Origin of the sequence: Herbaspirillum sp. YR522, assembly GCF_000282575.1 — a bacterium.
Taxonomy (GTDB): domain Bacteria; phylum Pseudomonadota; class Gammaproteobacteria; order Burkholderiales; family Burkholderiaceae_D; genus Herbaspirillum.
The window spans coordinates 25,855-42,432 of the sequence record NZ_AKJA01000100.1 but is presented as its reverse complement, the minus strand read 5'-3'; the positions used below and the strand labels follow the sequence as shown (position 1 = coordinate 42,432).

The window sequence follows — 16,578 nt, the reverse complement described above, 5'->3', positions numbered from 1 at the left end:
CGCTGCCCTTTTCCAGCACGCACACGCCGACTTCCTTGCCCGACTGGACGGCCAGCTGTTTGAGGCGGATCGCCGCCGACAATCCGGCCGGCCCGCCGCCGACGATCACCACGTCATATTCCATGGCCTCGCGCGGGCCGTATTGTTGCAGCAGTTCTTGAGCAGAAGTCATGGGTGTCCCGTTATCTTTATAAAAGCGTATTTGCGAACGATCGTGCTATTGTTAAGCATTTTCCGCAATGACGCCAGGGCCTACGCATTTATTTATCGCCTCCGATAAATGAAAGTTTTTCCGGCCCCGCTGTGTTTTCAGGCAATGACGCGTATTTTATTGGATTGGCGGCCGCCGAGGTGGCCGATGTCAGTTACACCGGATCAATGACCGCACTAATAAGGACAGCAATGAGCATTCAAGACGCAGACGTCACCTTCCACTTGCTGCACACCGCCCGCATTCCGGTGCGCTGGGGCGACATGGACGCGCTGGGCCATGTCAACAATACCGTCTACTTCCGCTTCACCGAGCAATGCCGGGTCGAGTGGCTCGATACGGCGGTGGGGCCGACCGTGGGCGGCGACAGCGGGCCGGTGATCGTCAGTGCCCATTGCAACTTCCGGCGCCAGCTTAAATATCCGGCCACGGTGGCTGTGGAGATGTTTGCCGGCAAGCTGGGCCGCTCCAGTGTGGAAACTACCTACCTGATGCGCGACGCCGACCGGCCCGACATCATCTATGCTGATGGCGGTGCCAAGATCGTCTGGGTTGATTTCGTCAAGGAAAAATCGATGGCCCTGCCCGAGTCATTGCGGCAGATCCTGACCGGCTTGTAAGTTTGACGAAAGGAAACTGCGACAGAATCGGCCCGACACTCCCGTCAACCGCCACAGAGCGGGGGAGCGACAAGCACTTGGCCGCCTGGCTCGTGCTAGCCAACAATTAGAACCCTGGAGGAAGACATGACATACAAGACCCAAGCCTTGGTAGCTGCCGCATTGATGAGCCTGGCGCTATCTGCCCAGGCCGCCGACCCGATCAAGATCGGCGTGACCGGCCCCTACACCGGTGGTTCGGCCCCGATGGGCGCGTCGATGCGCGACGGCGTCAAGCTGGCGGTGGCCGAGATCAATGCGCAGGGCGGCCTGCTGGGCCGCCAGCTGCAACTGGTCGAACGCGACGACGAAGCCAAGAACGAGCGCGGCGTGCAGATTGCGCAAGAACTGATCAACAAGGAAAAAGTCGTCGCAACGGTGGGCTTCATCAATACCGGCGTGGCGCTGGCTTCGCAGCGCTTCTACCAGGAAGCCAAGATCCCGGTGCTCAACAACGTCGCCACCGGCAGCGTGATCACCAAGCAATTCGAGAAGGACAAGGACAACTATATCTTCCGCACCTCGGCCTCGGACCAGATCCAGGCCAAGATGATCGCCGACGAAGCGGTCGACAAGCAGAAGTTCACCAAGGTCGCGATCCTGGCCGACTCCACCAACTACGGCCAGCTCGGTCGTGAAGACCTGGAGAAGGTGCTGGCCTCCAAGAAGATCACCCCGGTCGCCGTCGAGAAATACAACATCAAGGACGTCGACATGACCGCCCAGCTGCTCAAGTCCAAGCAGGGTGGGGCGCAAGCGGTGCTGACCTACGGCATCGGCCCGGAACTGGCGCAGATCGCCAATGGCATGGAAAAGCTGAACTGGCACGTGCCTATCATCGGCTCCTGGCCGCTGTCGATGGGTAACTTCATCGACAATTCGGGCAAGAACGGCAACGGCGCGCGCATGCCGCAAACCTTCATCCAGGACGGCAATACTCCCAAGCGCAAGGCGTTCATCGAAGCCTACCAGAAAGCCTACAAGGTCGACCGCATGCCATCGGCCGTGTCGGCCGCCCAGGGCTACGACTCGATCCTGCTGCTGGCCGCTGCCATCAAGCAGGCCAACAGCACCGACGGCGACAAGGTGCGTGCTGCCCTGGAAAGCCTCAATACCAAGGTCGAAGGCGTGGTCACCACCTATGACAAGCCCTTCACCAAGGACGACCACGAAGCCATCAAGCCGGGCACGGTGGTCATCGGCGAGGTGCGCAACGGTCGCGTCGTGCTCGGCAAGTAACATCGTCCTACGACTTGCAGCCACAGCAATGAAAGGCCAGTCCTTGGCGATCCGGGGACTGGCCTTTTTCGCACGACCGGTTGCCATCGGACTGACACGCATAGCAGCGTGTGGTCCGGCTGGCCGCAGGTCAACTCCGCCACCCGGCGGCAGCCGCTTCTTGGGAACTACAATGGATATCCTGTTACAGCTGGTCTTTTCCGGCATCGCACTGGGCATGATCTATGCGGTCATCGCATTCGGTTACCAGCTCACCTTCGCCACCTCCGGCACCCTCAATTTCGGCCAGGGCGAAGCGCTCATGCTGGGCGCACTGGTCGGCCTGTCGGTGGTGGGCAACATCCACGGCGGGCCTTACCTCAACTACTGGCTGATGATTCCCATCGTGCTGGTCTTCGGCGGCCTGCAAGGCATGTTCGTCGAGTGGATCGGCGTGCGTCCCGCGATCAAGATCAAGTCGGAATTCGGCTGGATCATGTCGACCATCGCGTTGGCGATCATCTTCAAGAACGTCGCCGAGAACATCTGGGGCAAGGACGACCTGCCTTTCCCGTCGCCGATCTCGGGCACGCCGTTCCAGGTGTTGGGCGCCAATGTCCAGCCGATGCAGGTACTGGTGGTGATCGGCGCCTTGCTGATCATGGCCGCCGTCGAGCTGTTCAACCGCAAGTCGATCTACGGCAAGGCGGTGGTGGCCACCTCCAACGACCGTGACGCCGCAGGCCTGATGGGCATCAATACCAGCATGGTGATCACCTTTTCGTATGCGCTGTCCTCGGCCACCGCCGCCTTTGCCGGCGTGCTGGTGGCGCCGCTGACGCTGACCGGCGCCACCATGGGCGCGGCGCTGGGCCTGAAGGCGTTTGCCGTGGCCATCATCGGCGGGCTGACCTCGGGCATGGGGGCTATCGTCGGTGGCCTGATCCTGGGCGTGGCCGAGACCGTCACCGGCTTCTATATCTCGACCGGTTACAAGGAAGTGCCAGGCCTGTTGCTGCTGTTGCTGGTGCTGGCGGTCAAGCCTGCAGGCCTGTTCGGCAAAACTGCGATCAAGAAGGTCTGATGCGATGAACAAGAAAATCCTGCTGCTTTCGGTGCTGGGCCTGATCGTGCTGGCCGGCATCCCCCTGGTGGTGCACAACCCGTATTACCTGCACCTGATCGAAACCATCCTCATCTATGCCATCCTGCTGTTCGGGCTGGATATCGTGGTCGGCTATACCGGCCAGGTCTCGCTGGGCCATGCCGGCCTGTTCGGCATCGGCTCGTATGCCGTGGGCGTGCTGTTCTTCAAGCTGGGCATGCCGATCTACGCGACGTTGCCGGCAGCCATCGCGGTCACCGCCGTGTTCGGGGCGATCCTGGCGCTGCCGGCGTTGCGCGTGACCGGGCCCTACCTGGCGATGGTCACGCTGGCCTTCGGCACCATCATCCAGATCCTGATCAACGAGATGACCTTCCTCACCGAAGGCCCGCTCGGCATCAAGGTCGCCAAGCCGATGGTGGGCGGCGACAAGATGAGCGAGGTGCAGTTCTTCTACCTGGTGGCGATCCTCACGGTGCTGGCCATGGGCGTGGTCCATCGCATCCTCAAGTCCAACCTGGGGCGAGCCTTCCAGGCGCTGCGCGACAGTCCGATCGCGTCCGACTGCATGGGCGTGTCGGTGTACCGCTACAAGGTCTATGCCTTCATCATCAGCGCTGCGCTGGCGGGCTTGTCGGGCGGCTTGTACGCCTATTCGGAAGAGTACATCTCGCCCAATACCTATAACTTCGAACTGACCATCCTGTTCCTGCTGGCGGTGATCATGGGCGGGCGCAAATCGCGTATCGGTTCGCTCATCGGTGCCCTCATCGTGGTGATGCTGCCCAGCCTGCTGTCCGATATCGACTTGTTCCGCAAGATCGCCAGCGTGCTGGCGGTGGTGGTGGTGGCCGGTGCGGTGGTGTCGCTGGCCAGGAAGACCAAGACCGTGCGCACCGTAGCCGTGCCGGTGGTGGCGGTGGTCTTGATGGCGGCGTTCTCGTTCAAGCTCGAGAACATTACCGATTGGCGCCTGACCGTGTTCGGCCTGATGACGCTGTTCGTGGTGTATTACCTGCAGGATGGCATCGTCGGTTTCTGCCGCGGCCTGTTCGGTCGCACCTTGACCACGGTGCCGCCGGTGGCGCAGCAGATCACCGGTGATCGCCAGGTCGCCGTCATCACCACCGACTCGGTCAAGGATGCCGGCGCCACGCTGCTCAAGGTGAACCAGATCCTGATGCAGTTCGGCGGCTTGAAGGCGCTCAACAAGGTCGACCTCGATGTGCGCAAGGGCACCGTGCACGGCTTGATCGGGCCCAACGGCTCGGGCAAGAGCACCATGATGAACGTGCTCACCGGCATCTACCGGCCCACCGATGGCAGCGTCGAATACGATGGTCGCCAGATCTCGGGCAACACGCCTTCGGCGATTGCGCTGGGCGGCGTGGCGCGCACCTTCCAGAACGTACAGCTGTTCGGCGAGATGACGGCCACCGAGAACGTGCTGGTGGGCCTGCACCACACGTTCACCAGTAATGTCGTGGACGTGATGGTCAACACCCCGCGCTATGCACGTCACGAGCGCCAGGCACGCGAGCGCGCCGCCGCCATCCTGGAGTTCGTCGGCCTGGCCAACCTGGCCAACGAAGAAGCGCGCAACCTGCCCTACGGCAAGCAGCGCCTGCTCGAGATCGGCCGCGCACTGGGCCTGAACCCGAGCCTGCTGTTGCTCGACGAACCGGCCGCGGGCCTGACCGCGCCCGACATCAAGGACCTCATCGCCATCATCCGCAAGATCCGCGAAGCCGGCATCACCATCATCCTGATCGAGCACCACATGGATGTGGTCATGTCGATCTGCGACACGGTGACCGTGCTCGACTTCGGCCAGAAGATCGCCGAAGGGCGACCGGCCCAGGTGCAAGCCGACCCCAAGGTGATCGAAGCCTATCTCGGCGGCAGCGCCGGCGATGATCACGATCCACAACCGACCCCTGCGGGAGCCTGAACATGCTGACCATTTCCAACTTGCACGCGTCCTATGGCAAGGTCGAGGTGCTGCATGGCATCTCGATGGACGTGCCCAAGGGCAAGGTCGTGACCCTGATCGGCTCCAACGGCGCCGGCAAGACCACCACCATGCGTGCCATCTCCGGCATGATCAAGCCCCGTGGCGGTGAAGTCACGCTGGGCGGCAAGGACATCACCGGCCTCGATTCGCACCGCATCGCCCGTTGCGGCCTGGCGCATTCGCCGGAAGGGCGGCGCGTCTTCGCCACCATGAGCGTGACCGACAACCTGCTGCTGGGCGCCTTCCCGCGCTTTACCCGCGCCCGCCCCAAGGGCGATATCGCGCACGACCTGGAGCGCGCGCTGGAGCTGTTCCCGCGGCTCAAGGAACGCCAGGCCCAACTGGCCGGTACGCTCTCCGGTGGCGAGCAGCAGATGCTGGCCATGGCGCGCGCGGTGATGCTCAATCCCGAGGTGATCCTGCTCGACGAACCTTCGATGGGGCTGGCGCCGATTTTGGTGGAGGAAGTGTTTCGCATCATCGCCCGCCTCAAGGACGAAGGCGTGACGATGCTGCTGGTCGAGCAGTTCGCCGCGGCTGCCCTGAACGTGGCCGACTATGGCTATGTGCTGGAGAACGGCCGTATCTCGGTACATGGCCCGGCCGACAAGCTCAAGGGCGACCCGGCCGTGAAGGCTGCCTACCTGGGCGGCGGGCACTGACCGTTGCGCGCCATCGGGCGTCACCGCATGACGCCATCCTGCATTGCGCAGGATGGCGTTATTTTTTTGCCATCCAACATGCGCCCGGGCGTTGTTGAACGGTCAAGCCCGGGCATGGGGGCTTGCGCGGTGGGAATTTGTAAAGGAAAATCAAGAAAATTGCCAGCCAGCCACACGCCCTGGCGCACCGGATACAACGGCTCGCACGTCGCGCAAGCGGACAGCGTGTCGGGTATATTTAGGGGGAGACATACCTCTTCGAAGACTGATTAAGGCGCCCGCTGGGCGCCTTTTCTTTTGTGACGCGGCGGGCCCGTTGCCGGCCCTGCGCGCCGCGCCGGTGGCCGACGCTGGAACTATGTGTCGCCGCATTTCACCTATCGCTATCAACGATAGTCGAGGGGAAATCCATGCCGCAGATCGGTTTGAATCCACATGCATTGGACCAGTTCGATATCGCGTCGCTGGCACGACAACTGTCATCGCCGCCGTCGGCGCCAGCCCCATCCGGGTTGCAGGAAAACAGCCATCTGCCGGCTCCGCTGGCCGGGCAGGGGGGCAGTCGTCATCCACTCCAAGCCTCGCCGTTGTTTACCTTGCTGCCACGAGAACTGCGCAATCAGATAACCGCCTATCTCGACACGGCGGCGAAACTGGATTTCAAATTGACCTGCCGCCAGGCGTATGCGGAAGGTGTTGAACTGCATTTCGACGCCACGATCACCAGCGGTGACAAGCTGACCCGGGCGCTGACCTTCTTCAACGAAGGCCAAGGCCGGCTCGACAGCATGCGCATCGAGGCCAAAGGCACCCCGGACAACTACCAGCGCAGCCTAGCGATCCTCGGCCAACGGCTCTCCCGCGTCCAGGTCGACCTCCCGCTGGAAACACCCGCGCTGACCAACCTGGTCACGGTCGAGCTGGACCAGCTCAGGCAGCTGCATGGGCCCGGGTTCAAATCGCTCAAGAGCCTGGACCTGGTCGGCTGCCGCTTTCGCGACCAGGGCCACGACGTACCGCAACAGGCCGTTGCCATTCTCGGCGGCCTCGCACTGGAGCGGGTGCGGCTGGTCAACAACGACTGGCTCACCATGGCCCACCTGGACCAGCTCTATCAAGCCGGCACCCGTTCGTTTTCGCTGGTCGGCAACCCGCGCCTGACGCAGCAGGACCTGGAGCAATTCGCGGCCAGGGATGGTGTCGACCTGGATCTGGCGGCAGATGCCAGCGAGTTGGCCGACAGGCAGGCAAATACCAGGACCGGCGAATTCGATCGCGCCTACGCCGATCCCGATCGCAGGTTGGGCATGCAGTTCTCCGCGCAAGGTCGCGCCACCGCGATGTCGCTTATCTGAGCGCCGTCACCGGCCGGGCGCTGACATCGGGGCCGTCCAGCGGAGCGACGGCGGCCGGATGCGGGGCGTTCACACGATCGAATCGTCGACACCGCCGCTGTCACCGCCGTCGGCCAGGTCGATGTTGCTGAGGTCGTCGAAGTCATTGCCGGACGACGCATCCTGCCTGTCGCTGCCGCTGTCGCTGTCGCGTGTGCGGTCGCGCTCGGCGTCGCTTCCATAATAGTTATTGACGGTGGTGTTCTCGACCGGAGCGCTGGCTGCGTTCTGGTGCCCCAGCCCACCGCTGCCATTGCCATTGATCAGGTGCTCGATGCCCTGAAACAGGAAAGCGCCGCCGGCGACACCGGCGGCGGTCGCGGCCACCGTGCCCAGCGTGCTGCCCAGGCCGCCGCCGAAGAACCCGGGCGCAGGTGCTGCCGCGGCGGGTGGTGCCATCGGCGCGTTGACTGCCGGCGGTGCCGTCTGTGCGCTCGGGACATAGGCCGGTGCGGGCGCCGCAGCCGCACGCAGCGGCGCGCCGGCGGCATTGCCCCAGGCATTGCTGTCGAGAAATCCGGGTGTCGCGGCGGTGCCCGATTGGGCGGCCTGCAACTGGCTCTGCAGCGTGGCGACCTGGGCCTTGGCGGCGCCCAAGGCCTGCTCCACCAGCAGCGCGCGTTGCACCAGCAGGTAGGCGGCATCGGGTTGCTGCGCCACGGCCGCGGCGATCATCGCGGCGGCTTGCGGGGCCTTGCTGATGCCGCGTACCTGCGTCAGTTGATTGAGAAAATCCTGCAGCGTCTGGGTTTCTTGTGGACTCATGATATGGCTCCCTGCCTATGCTTTCACCATCGATCGATATGACACTATGCGACTACGTCAGACTGCAACTTTCAGCTTGCAATTCGATTATGCCCGCAGTGCAGCGATCCGGTTGTGAAGCCAATTGCAACGCTCGAAACAGCTTGTAACAGGCTCTGTCGCTGCGACGACAGCATCGAGACGCCATGCCGGCGACAATGCTGGCCTGCGTTCATTGGACAACCGGATATGGAACACGACAATAACGAAACACCGCCATGCGTAGCGCAATGGGTCGACACGGACGGTGGCCGTTTGCATGCCTGCATCTGGCACCGGGAGGTAGCGCACCAGCGTACGCCCATCGTCATGCTGCACGACTCGCTGGGGTCGGTCGAACTGTGGCGCGACTTTCCGGCGCGACTGGCACTGGCTACCGGACGCGCCGTGGTGGCCTACGACCGGCTCGGTTTCGGCCGCTCCGATAGCCATGGCGGCACGTTGGGCAAGAACTTCATTGCCCAGGAGTGCCATGCCTCGTTGTTGCCGGTGCTGGACCGGTTCGGCCTGGAGCGGGCGATCCTGTTCGGTCACAGTGTCGGCGGCGGCATGGCGGTGGCCGCTGCAGCACAGTGTGCGGCGCGGGTGGCGGCGGTGGTGACCGAATCGGCCCAGGCCTTCGTCGAAGACCGGACGCTGGATGGCGTTCGCCAGGCACGACGTAATTTTTCCGACCCGGCGCAGGTAGCCAGGTTGGCGAAATACCATGGCGACCAGGCGCGCTCGCGCTGGGTACTCGATGCCTGGATCGATACCTGGCTGGCGCCGGGCTACGCCAACTGGTCGCTTGATGAAAAGCTGCATTGCCCGCTGCTGGCGCTGCACGGCGAACGCGATGAATTCGGTTCGGCACTGCATCCGCAGCGCATCGTGGCCTTGGGCGCGCCGGGTGAACTGTTGATGCTCGACGACTGCGGGCATGTACCGCACCGCCAACAGATGGCTATCGTGTTGCCGGCGGTGCAGGCGTTCCTGCAACGCCATGCCGCTACGATCGATCATGCCCGCAGCACCGGTGCCTAGACCGGCCGCGCCTGGATAAACCGGTTCAGGCGCCACACCAGCATGGCCGCCACCAGCGAGGTTCCCACGATCACATAGCCGACGGTATCGAAATGCCGCAGGCGGCCATCGGGGCCCATGGTCACGATGTGGCCGGCGATGACCGAGGCGATGCCGCCCGACAGCTGCTGGATCGATGCGCTGATGGCATTGAAGGATCCGCGCTGGTGTTGCGCGGGCAGCGATGACACCAGCGCCTGGTAGGGGATGATGCGCGAGAAGATGCCCAGGAACAGCACCGCATTGACCACCACGATCACCGGGATGGTGATGGGCTCCAGGTGGGTATAGACCAGGACCATGACGATCGACAGGCCGGTACCGAACAGGAACACCCGGAACTTGCCCAGCTTGTCGGCGGCGCGACCGATGAGCGGGCCGAAGGCGATGGTGCACAAGCCCGTGACCAGGTAGACCGTCGGCAGGTGGTGCAGATCGATGCCGAGGTTGCCGACCAGGTAGGCGCTGCTGAATGGCATCAGCATGAAACCGCCTGTCATCAACAGCGCCGTGGTGGCAAAGGCCAGCAGGTAACGCGGCTCGGCCACGGTGTGCCACAGGTGCAAAAAGGCGCTGTGCTCCTGCTTCAGTTTCAGGTGCTCATTGACCGGTTGCATCTTCCATGCCACCACCAGCCCACCCAGCAGGCCGAGCGCGGCCATGGCGATGAACGGCGTATGCCAGTTCCATTTGTTGGACAGGTACAGGCCGATCGGGATACCCAGCACCTGGCTGGCGGCAAAGGCGGTCTGGATCATCCCCATCACGCGCCCCCGCAGTTGCAGCGGGAACAGGTCGGTCGAGATCGCCAGCACGATCGAGCCGATCACGCCACCGAACAGGCCGGTGACGATGCGGGCCACCAGCAGGCTTTCGAAGCTCTGTGCCAGGCCGCACCACAGGGTGCCGATGACGAATCCGGTATAGAAGAACAGCAGCAGGCGCTTGCGGTCGAAGCGGTCGGCGAAGCCGGCCGTCAACAGTCCCGACAGGCCGGCGCTGAAGGCATAGGCCGACACCACCAGGCCGAACTGCTGGGGCGAGATATTCATCTCGGGCATGATCATCGCGCCCAGTGGCGACATGATCATGAAGTCGAGGATGACGGCGAACTGCAGGAAGGCCAGCAGGCCGACGACGGTCTTCTGGTAGGGCGAGAAGGTGGTGGAGCTCATGTTGTCTTTCTTGTGCAAACAGGCGCCATGCTGTTCGTTGTCGGTGGCGCGGGATGGCAAGGCAGACGTTCCGGAGGGATCGAATATTGTGACCTGCCCGCACACATCGTGGCGAGCAAGCGTAGGGGCAAGCAGGGCAGGATGCAAGCGCTATCTGCTGACACGGGGCTGACACATGGCACCGGCCACGCCACCGCAGCGCAGTCCGGCCGGCGATGGCGTGGCATGGCCCGGTGCGCGCCCATCCGGGCACCGCCCGGACGGGTGCAAGCCTATTGCTTGAGCAAGCTGCACTTCGACTCGGCCACCGAGGTGAACGCCTGGTCGCCCGGGATCGTCTCCAGCAGCTTCAGGTAATCCCATGGTTTCTTCGATTCGGCCGGCGACTTCACCTGGTACAGGTACATGTCGTGGATATTGCGGCCATCGGCCCGGATATGACCCTTGTTGTAGAAATCGTCGATCCTGGTCTTCTTCAGCTCGGTCATCACCTTGGTCGAGTCGTCGGTGCCGGCCGCGGCCACCGCCTTGAGATAGGTGGTGGTGGCCGACCAGGCGGCGGCCTGGTGGGTGCTCGGCATCTTCTTCATCTTCTGGTAGAAGCGCTCGGCAAACTTGCGCGAGGCGTCGTCCTTGTCCCAATACCAGCTGTCGGTCATCATCAGGCCCTCGGCATTGGCCAGGCCCAGCGCGTGGATGTCGTTGATGACCATCAGCAGGCCCACCAGCTTCATCGACTTGGTGATGCCGAACTCCTTGGCTGCCTTGATCGAATTGACCGTGTCTTCACCAGCGTTGGCCAGGCCCAGGATCTGCGCCTTCGACGCCTGCGCCTGTAACATGAACGACGACAGGTCCGAGGCGAACGGCGGATGCTTGACCGAGCCCACCACGGTGCCGCCGTTGGCCTTGACCACCGCGCTGGTGTCGTTGGCCAGCGAGTGGCCGAAGGCATAGTCGGCCACCAGGAAATACCATGACTTGCCCCCCTGCTTGATGACGGCGGTGCCGGTGCCGCGCGCCAGCGCCACCGTATCGTATTCGTAATGCACGGTGTAGGGCGTGCATTCTTCATTGGTCAGGCGCGCGGTGCCGGCGCCGATGTTGATGTAGACCCGTTTCTTCTCGGCCATCACCTTGTTCATCGACAAGGCGGTGGCCGAATTGACGCCGCCGATGAGCATGTCCAGGCCGCGCTCGTCGCTCCATTCGCGCGCCCGGGTGGCGGCGATGTCGGCCTTGTTCTGGTGGTCGGCCGACATGACCTCGATCGGCTTGCCCAATACCTTGCCGCCGAAGTCGGCCACCGCCATGCGGATCGCTTCCAGGCCGCCGGTGCCATCGGTATCGGCATAGGGCCCGGACATGTCGGTGATGAAGCCGATGCGCACCGCATCGTTGGACACCTGGGCCTGAGCGGCGCCGCCGGCACAGGCCAGCGCCAAGGCCAGGGTGGTGGCCGGCAGGCGCTGCCGCCGGCGTGGGGTCGAATGGGGCATGTCTTGTCTCCTTGGTTTTTATCGGCCGTCTTGGGACGGCTCGGGGGTGATACCGATCTGGCGTGGCCTCATTGTGCGCGCTTTTGCGCCAGCAGCTGCGTGGCGTAATCGACCCGCACGTCGTGGCTGGCGACCATCTGCTGCACCAGCCAATCCATCTCTTGCGCTCGCGCGCCGGCGGCCAGCGCGATGTTGCGCGCATGCAGGGCCATGTGGCCACGCTGAATGCCTTCGGTGGCCAGCGCACGCAGCGCCGCCATGTTCTGCGCCAGGCCGACCGCCACGGCCACCTCGGCCAGTTCCTGGGCACTGCCGACCTTGAGGATCTTCAGCGCCTGGCGTGCCGCCGGGTGGGTCTTGGTGGCGCCGCCCACCAGGCCCACCGGCATCGGTACTTCCAAGGTCCCGACCAGGTCGCCGTCGGCGGCGATTTCCCAGTGCGTCAGCGACGTGTACCGGCCGCTGCGGGCGGCATAGGCATGGGCGCCGGCCTCGACCGCACGCCAGTCGTTGCCGGTGGCCACGATCACCGGATCGATGCCGTTCATGATGCCCTTGTTGTGGGTGGCCGCGCGGTAGGGGTCGACGGCCGCGAACTCGTAGGCGTCGACGATGCCATTGATCACTTCCTCGCCGCTGTAGCGGGCCGTGCCCAATACCCTGGCCGACACTTTCACCCGCGCCCGCGCCAGGCGCAGGTCGGCCAGGTTGGACAGGATGCGCAGGCGGACCTTGCCGCCGGTGACCTGTTCGATGTGCCCGGCTACCGCCTCGGCCATGGTGTTGACGGTATTGGCGCCCATCGCGTCGCGCACGTCCACGATCAGGTGGGTCACGACCATGGCGCCGCGCCTGGTGTCGGGGAACACATGCACTTCGATGTCGCGGCAACCGCCGCCGAGCTGGTTCAACAACTGGTCGCGACTGTTGGCGATATCGATGATGGCTTGCCGTTCGCGCAGGATCGCCAGCCGCGCACCGTGCGGGTCCTGCACGCCCACCAGCTGGATCTGGGCCCGCATCAGCGGCGCGCTGCTGGAGGTCTGGAAGCCGCCACACTCGCGGATCAGCTTGGCCATGAAAGAGGCCGCCGCCACCACCGAGGGCTCTTCGACCGCCATCGGCACCAGCACGTCGCGTCCATTCAACTGGAAGTAACCGGCCACGCCCAGCGGCAGCTGGAAGGTGCCGATCACATTCTCGATCATGCCGTCGGCGGTGGCCAGCGGCAGCGCCGCGGGGTTGCCCAGCAGCGCCTGGTCGTCGGCATCCAGTGCGGCCAGGCGCGCTACCTCGGCCAGGCGTTGGTCGGGCGTGAGCTGGCGAAAGCCGGGCAGGCGGGAATCGGGAGCGGGTGCGCTCATGGCATGTCTCTCTTTATCGTCCAATGATGGCCGGCGAGGCCGGATTGCGTGCAGAATACCAAGCCTGTACCAATGATTTTGGGTACAGTCGGGGCCAACAGTGGTGCAACTGTACCCAGGACAATCGCCTTGCGATGCAACACATGCCTTTATTGGAAGACGACCATGGCCACGCCATCCCGCCCACGCAACACGCTCACCGGCAAGTTGGTGCAACTGATACGGCAGCAGATCGAGGAGGGCGTGCATGCGCCGGGCAGCCGGCTGCCGTCGATCCGCGAGCTGGCGCGCCGGCATGACTGTGCCAAGAACACCATCGTCAACGTCTTCGATGAGCTGACTGGCCTGGGTGTGGTCGAACCGCGGCGCGGGGCGGGCTTTTTCGTGTGCGCGGCCCAGCCGCCGTTGAAGGAAGACGACGAGGGCAGCCTGAGTCGCGCCATGGACGTGGTGTGGCTCATGCGCGAGCAGTTGAAAAGCGATCCGCAGCATTTGCGCCTGGGCGATGGCTTTCCCCCGCTGGAATGGCTCAACGACGTGCGGCTCGACAAGTTCCACCACAAGGTGGTGCGCACCGGCATCGGTGCCCTGTTCGGTTATGGCAGTCGCTTCGGCTACCTGCCGCTGCGCCAGCACCTGGCACACAAGCTGGCCCAGCACGGCATCGAGGCCACCACCGGGCAGATCGTGCTGACCCATGGCGCCAACCAGGCGCTCGACATCGTGATCCGCAACTTCGTGCGCCCCGGCGACCGGGTGCTGGTCGACGAACCCGGCTACTACATGCTGTACGGCAAGTTGAAACTGCAGGGAGCGCGCATCATCGGCATACCGCGCCTGCCCGATGGACCGGACGTGGAGGCGCTCGAGCGCGAGCTGAAGCAACCCGGAAAGGCGCCGCTGTTCTTCACCCAGTCGCTGGCGCACAATCCGACCGCGTCCGACACCTCGCCCCACAAGGCGCACAAGATCCTGCAACTGGCCGACCGCCATCACGCCGTGATCGTCGAGAACGATGCCTTCGCCGACTTCAAGCCGGCCACCGCAGCGCGCATCTCGACGCTGGACCAGTTGCGCCGCACGATCTATATCGGCAGTTTTTCCAAGTCGGTGTCGGCGGCATTGCGGGTCGGTTTCATCGCCTGTCATCGCGACCTGGCCAGCGACCTGGCCGACATCAAGATGCTGGTGCATGTAAGCAGTTCCGAGTATTGCGAACGCACCCTCGACGTGATCCTCAGCGATGGCCATTTCAGTCGCCACACCGCCCGCCTGCGCGATCGCCTGACCCAGGCCAACGAACAGGCCCAACATCTGCTGGAGCAACTGGGCGCGCAGCTGTTCTGTGCGCCGCAGCAGTCGATGTACCTGTGGGCGCGCTTTGCGGCTTATCCGGACGCCAAGCTATTGGCACAGGGCTTGATGGCGCGCAACGTGGTGCTGGCGCCAGGCAGCATCTTCTGCCTCGATACCGAGCCGCAGGTGCCATGGTCGCGTTTCAATGTCGGCTTGCTGGCCGACGAACGGTTCGCCCAGGCCATGAGAGAACTGTTGCGCTGACCCGACGGGCGGGCTGTCGCGGGGCTGCGCCGGCGCCCCGGAAAGCTGCGCCGTGCCTGCTTTTGCGAAGTAGGGGCGCATTCGCCGTCTGTTCCCCGTTTAGCTTGATTGTTCGGCGGCCGGTGGCGTGCGATAGTGTGCCCAGCATGTCACCCATGCGCCAATAATCAAAAAGCCAACAAAAGCAATCAAGAAGTGGCGTTGCACAGACGCCATGATCCGGGACCTTATCAAATGAACTTCATCGGTAACATGAAAATCGGCAAGCGGCTGACGCTGGGCTTTGCCGTCATCCTCGCCTTCTCCGTGGTCATCGCCGGCATCGGCGTGTGGCGCCTCGAAAACGTCTCGACCGCGACCCGCGAGATGATGAGCGCACCGTTGATGACCGAGCGCCTGCTGAGCGACTGGTACACCAACCTGGCCACCGGCATCCGCCGCACCATCGCCATCGCCAAGAGTACCGATCCGGCGCTGGGCCCTTACTTTGCCGCCGAAGCGGCGGCCTCGTCCAAGAGCTCGGGTGACTACCAGAAGAAGGTCGAGGCCCTGATGAGCTCGCCCGAGGAGCTGGCGCTGTTTGCCAAGATCGGCGACCTGCGCAAGGTCTACCTGTCCTCGCGCGACGAGATCAACAAGGCCAAGGCCGCGGGCAACAACGAGGAAGTCGAGCGCTTGCTCGACAAGGTATTCGTGCCGGCCGCGACCGCCTACCAGGACGCCATGCGGGCGCTGGTGGAATTGCAGCGCACCGAGATCGACGCCACGGCCAGGCAGATCGACGCCATCGCCGCCAACAGCCGTCTGCTGATCATCGTGCTCGAAGGCCTGATCCTGTTGCTGGGCCTGGTCAGCGCCCGCTATCTGACACTGGGCATCACGCGCCCGCTGGACACGGCCGTCGGTATCTCGCAGCGCGTCGCCCAAGGCGACCTGTCGGGCGAGGTCGCCGTGCGCTCGCGCGACGAGACCGGCCAGCTGCTGCATTCGCTCAACGCGATGAACAGCAACCTGCGCGGCATCGTCAGCAATGTCCGCAGCGGTACCGACACCATCACCACCGCCTCGGCCGAGATCGCCGCCGGCAACCTCGACCTGTCCTCGCGCACCGAGCAGCAGGCAAGCTCGCTCGAAGAGACCGCCTCGGCCATGGAAGAACTCATCTCGACCGTGCGCCAGAATGCCGACAACGCCCGCCAGGCCAGCCAGCTGGCGGTCTCGGCCTCGGAAGTGGCCGAGCAGGGCGGCGGCGTGGTGAGCCAGGTGGTGCAGACCATGGGCTCGATCAACGATTCGTCCAAGAAGATCGTCGACATCATCAGCGTCATCGATGGCATCGCCTTCCAGACCAATATCCTGGCGCTCAACGCGGCGGTGGAAGCGGCACGCGCCGGCGAGCAGGGGCGTGGCTTTGCGGTGGTGGCCTCCGAAGTGCGGTCGCTGGCGCAACGTTCGGCCTCGGCCGCCAAGGAAATCAAGCAGCTCATCAACGATTCGGTATCCAAGGTGGACGACGGCAGCCGCCTGGTCGAACAGGCCGGCGCCACCATGCACGAGGTGGTTACCAGCGTGCGCCGGGTGACCGACATCGTGGCCGAGATCAGTGCCGCCAGCGCCGAGCAGACCAGCGGCATCGAGCAGATCAACCACGCCATCACGCAGATGGACCAGGTGACCCAGCAGAACGCGGCCCTGGTCGAGCAGGCCGCCGCGGCGGCCGCGTCGATGCAGAACCAGGCCGACGGCCTGGCACGCCTGGTCAGCGTCTTCAGCTTCGACGGCAGCGCTCCGGTGGCGCTCACCCGGGCGCCGGTCGACGTCACGCCACGCGTGCGTTTGCCGGGCGCCTGA

14 protein-coding genes are annotated in these 16,578 nt (G+C 64.1%); 9 read left to right on the top strand and 5 right to left on the bottom strand.

Annotated elements, in window-relative coordinates; translation table 11 throughout:
* Positions 1–172: FAD-dependent oxidoreductase (locus PMI40_RS23870; RefSeq protein ID WP_008115749.1), on the bottom strand; the 172-nt coding region annotated here is incomplete at its 3' end.
* 230 nt (positions 173–402) lie between these two features.
* On the opposite strand from PMI40_RS23870, the gene PMI40_RS12265 reads away from it, so the two are divergent.
* The 6 genes from PMI40_RS12265 to PMI40_RS12240 all read left to right on the top strand — a co-directional run bounded on the left by PMI40_RS12265 (position 403) and on the right by PMI40_RS12240 (position 7,224).
* The gene (locus PMI40_RS12265) at positions 403–831 is read left to right on the top strand and encodes a thioesterase family protein (protein ID WP_008115748.1); all 429 of its coding nucleotides are present in this window, start codon (positions 403–405) and stop codon (positions 829–831) included.
* A gap of 126 nt (positions 832–957) precedes the next feature.
* Entirely contained in the window at positions 958–2,109 is a 1,152-nt protein-coding gene (locus PMI40_RS12260; RefSeq protein ID WP_008115747.1) for an ABC transporter substrate-binding protein, read from the top strand.
* A gap of 172 nt (positions 2,110–2,281) precedes the next feature.
* Positions 2,282–3,172, top strand: a complete 891-nt coding sequence (locus PMI40_RS12255; protein ID WP_008115746.1) for a branched-chain amino acid ABC transporter permease — start codon at positions 2,282–2,284, stop codon at positions 3,170–3,172.
* A 4-nt stretch (positions 3,173–3,176) separates the two neighbouring features.
* On the top strand, positions 3,177–5,144 hold the full coding sequence (locus PMI40_RS12250) for an ATP-binding cassette domain-containing protein (protein ID WP_008115745.1): 1,968 nt from the start codon (positions 3,177–3,179) through the stop codon (positions 5,142–5,144).
* Positions 5,145–5,146: 2 nt separating this feature from the next.
* Positions 5,147–5,869, top strand: coding sequence for an ABC transporter ATP-binding protein (locus PMI40_RS12245; RefSeq protein ID WP_008115744.1), 723 nt, complete (start codon positions 5,147–5,149; stop codon positions 5,867–5,869).
* 410 nt (positions 5,870–6,279) lie between these two features.
* Entirely contained in the window at positions 6,280–7,224 is a 945-nt protein-coding gene (locus PMI40_RS12240; RefSeq protein ID WP_008115743.1) for a hypothetical protein, read from the top strand.
* Between the two features lie 69 nt (positions 7,225–7,293).
* Here PMI40_RS12240 and PMI40_RS12235 read toward each other — a convergent pair whose 3' ends face one another.
* On the bottom strand, positions 7,294–8,028 hold the full coding sequence (locus tag PMI40_RS12235; RefSeq protein ID WP_008115742.1) for a DUF2076 family protein: 735 nt from the start codon (positions 8,026–8,028) through the stop codon (positions 7,294–7,296).
* A gap of 228 nt (positions 8,029–8,256) precedes the next feature.
* Between PMI40_RS12235 and PMI40_RS12230 the strand changes: the two genes are divergently transcribed.
* Complete coding sequence (locus tag PMI40_RS12230) at positions 8,257–9,090, top strand: alpha/beta fold hydrolase (protein ID WP_008115741.1); 834 nt, start codon at positions 8,257–8,259, stop codon at positions 9,088–9,090.
* On the opposite strand, the gene PMI40_RS12225 is transcribed toward PMI40_RS12230, so the two are convergent.
* From PMI40_RS12225 to PMI40_RS12215, 3 genes are all read right to left on the bottom strand, one after another.
* Positions 9,087–10,304, bottom strand: a complete 1,218-nt coding sequence (locus PMI40_RS12225) for an MFS transporter (RefSeq protein ID WP_051001805.1) — start codon at positions 10,302–10,304, stop codon at positions 9,087–9,089. The two genes, PMI40_RS12230 and PMI40_RS12225, sit on opposite strands and share 4 nt — an antisense overlap.
* A 272-nt stretch (positions 10,305–10,576) precedes the next feature.
* Positions 10,577–11,803, bottom strand: coding sequence for an ABC transporter substrate-binding protein (locus PMI40_RS12220; protein ID WP_008115738.1), 1,227 nt, complete (start codon positions 11,801–11,803; stop codon positions 10,577–10,579).
* A gap of 68 nt (positions 11,804–11,871) precedes the next feature.
* Complete coding sequence (locus tag PMI40_RS12215) at positions 11,872–13,167, bottom strand: hydroxymethylglutaryl-CoA reductase, degradative (RefSeq protein WP_008115736.1); 1,296 nt, start codon at positions 13,165–13,167, stop codon at positions 11,872–11,874.
* A gap of 165 nt (positions 13,168–13,332) precedes the next feature.
* Between PMI40_RS12215 and PMI40_RS12210 the strand changes: the two genes are divergently transcribed.
* Both PMI40_RS12210 and PMI40_RS12205 read left to right on the top strand, forming a co-directional pair.
* Positions 13,333–14,727: a PLP-dependent aminotransferase family protein gene (locus PMI40_RS12210; RefSeq protein ID WP_008115733.1), complete on the top strand. Its 1,395-nt coding sequence runs from the start codon at positions 13,333–13,335 to the stop codon at positions 14,725–14,727.
* Between the two features lie 234 nt (positions 14,728–14,961).
* Entirely contained in the window at positions 14,962–16,578 is a 1,617-nt protein-coding gene (locus PMI40_RS12205; RefSeq protein WP_008115731.1) for a methyl-accepting chemotaxis protein, read from the top strand.